The following is a 386-nucleotide window of genomic DNA, read 5'->3' as shown; positions in this document are numbered from 1 at the left end:
GGATTGGCCAAGAGGATTGGGGCAAAATTTCTCCTCACCAGCACCAGTGAGGTATAGGGAGATCCCCTCCAGCACCCTCAGGTGGAGACTTACTGGGGCAATGTCAACCCCATTGGTGTGAGGAGTTGTTACGATGAGGGCAAGCGCACAGCTGAAACTTTGACCATGGACTATCACCGTGGTGCCAACCTTGAGGTTAGGATCGCTCGTATCTTCAACACATATGGCCCTCGCATGTGCATTGATGATGGCCGTGTTGTCAGCAACTTTGTTGCTCAGGCACTGAGGAAGGAACCTTTGACTGTCTATGGTGATGGCAAGCAGACTAGGAGCTTTCAATATGTCTCTGATTTGGTGGAAGGGTTGATGAGCTTGATGGAAGGGGA

Annotated in this window: 1 protein-coding gene; it reads left to right on the top strand. The window is 51.0% G+C overall.

All coding sequences use genetic code 11. The annotated features are described in order from the left end of the window. Positions 1-81: 81 nt before the first annotated feature. Positions 82-386 (top strand): NAD-dependent epimerase/dehydratase family protein (locus NK662_RS24660; RefSeq protein WP_497717181.1); only part of this gene is annotated, 305 nt, incomplete at its 3' end.

The sequence above is a fragment of the Ectobacillus ponti genome (assembly GCF_024294785.1).
Lineage (GTDB): Bacteria > Bacillota > Bacilli > Bacillales > Bacillaceae_G > Ectobacillus > Ectobacillus ponti.
This window is presented reverse-complemented; position numbering and strand designations above follow the sequence as displayed.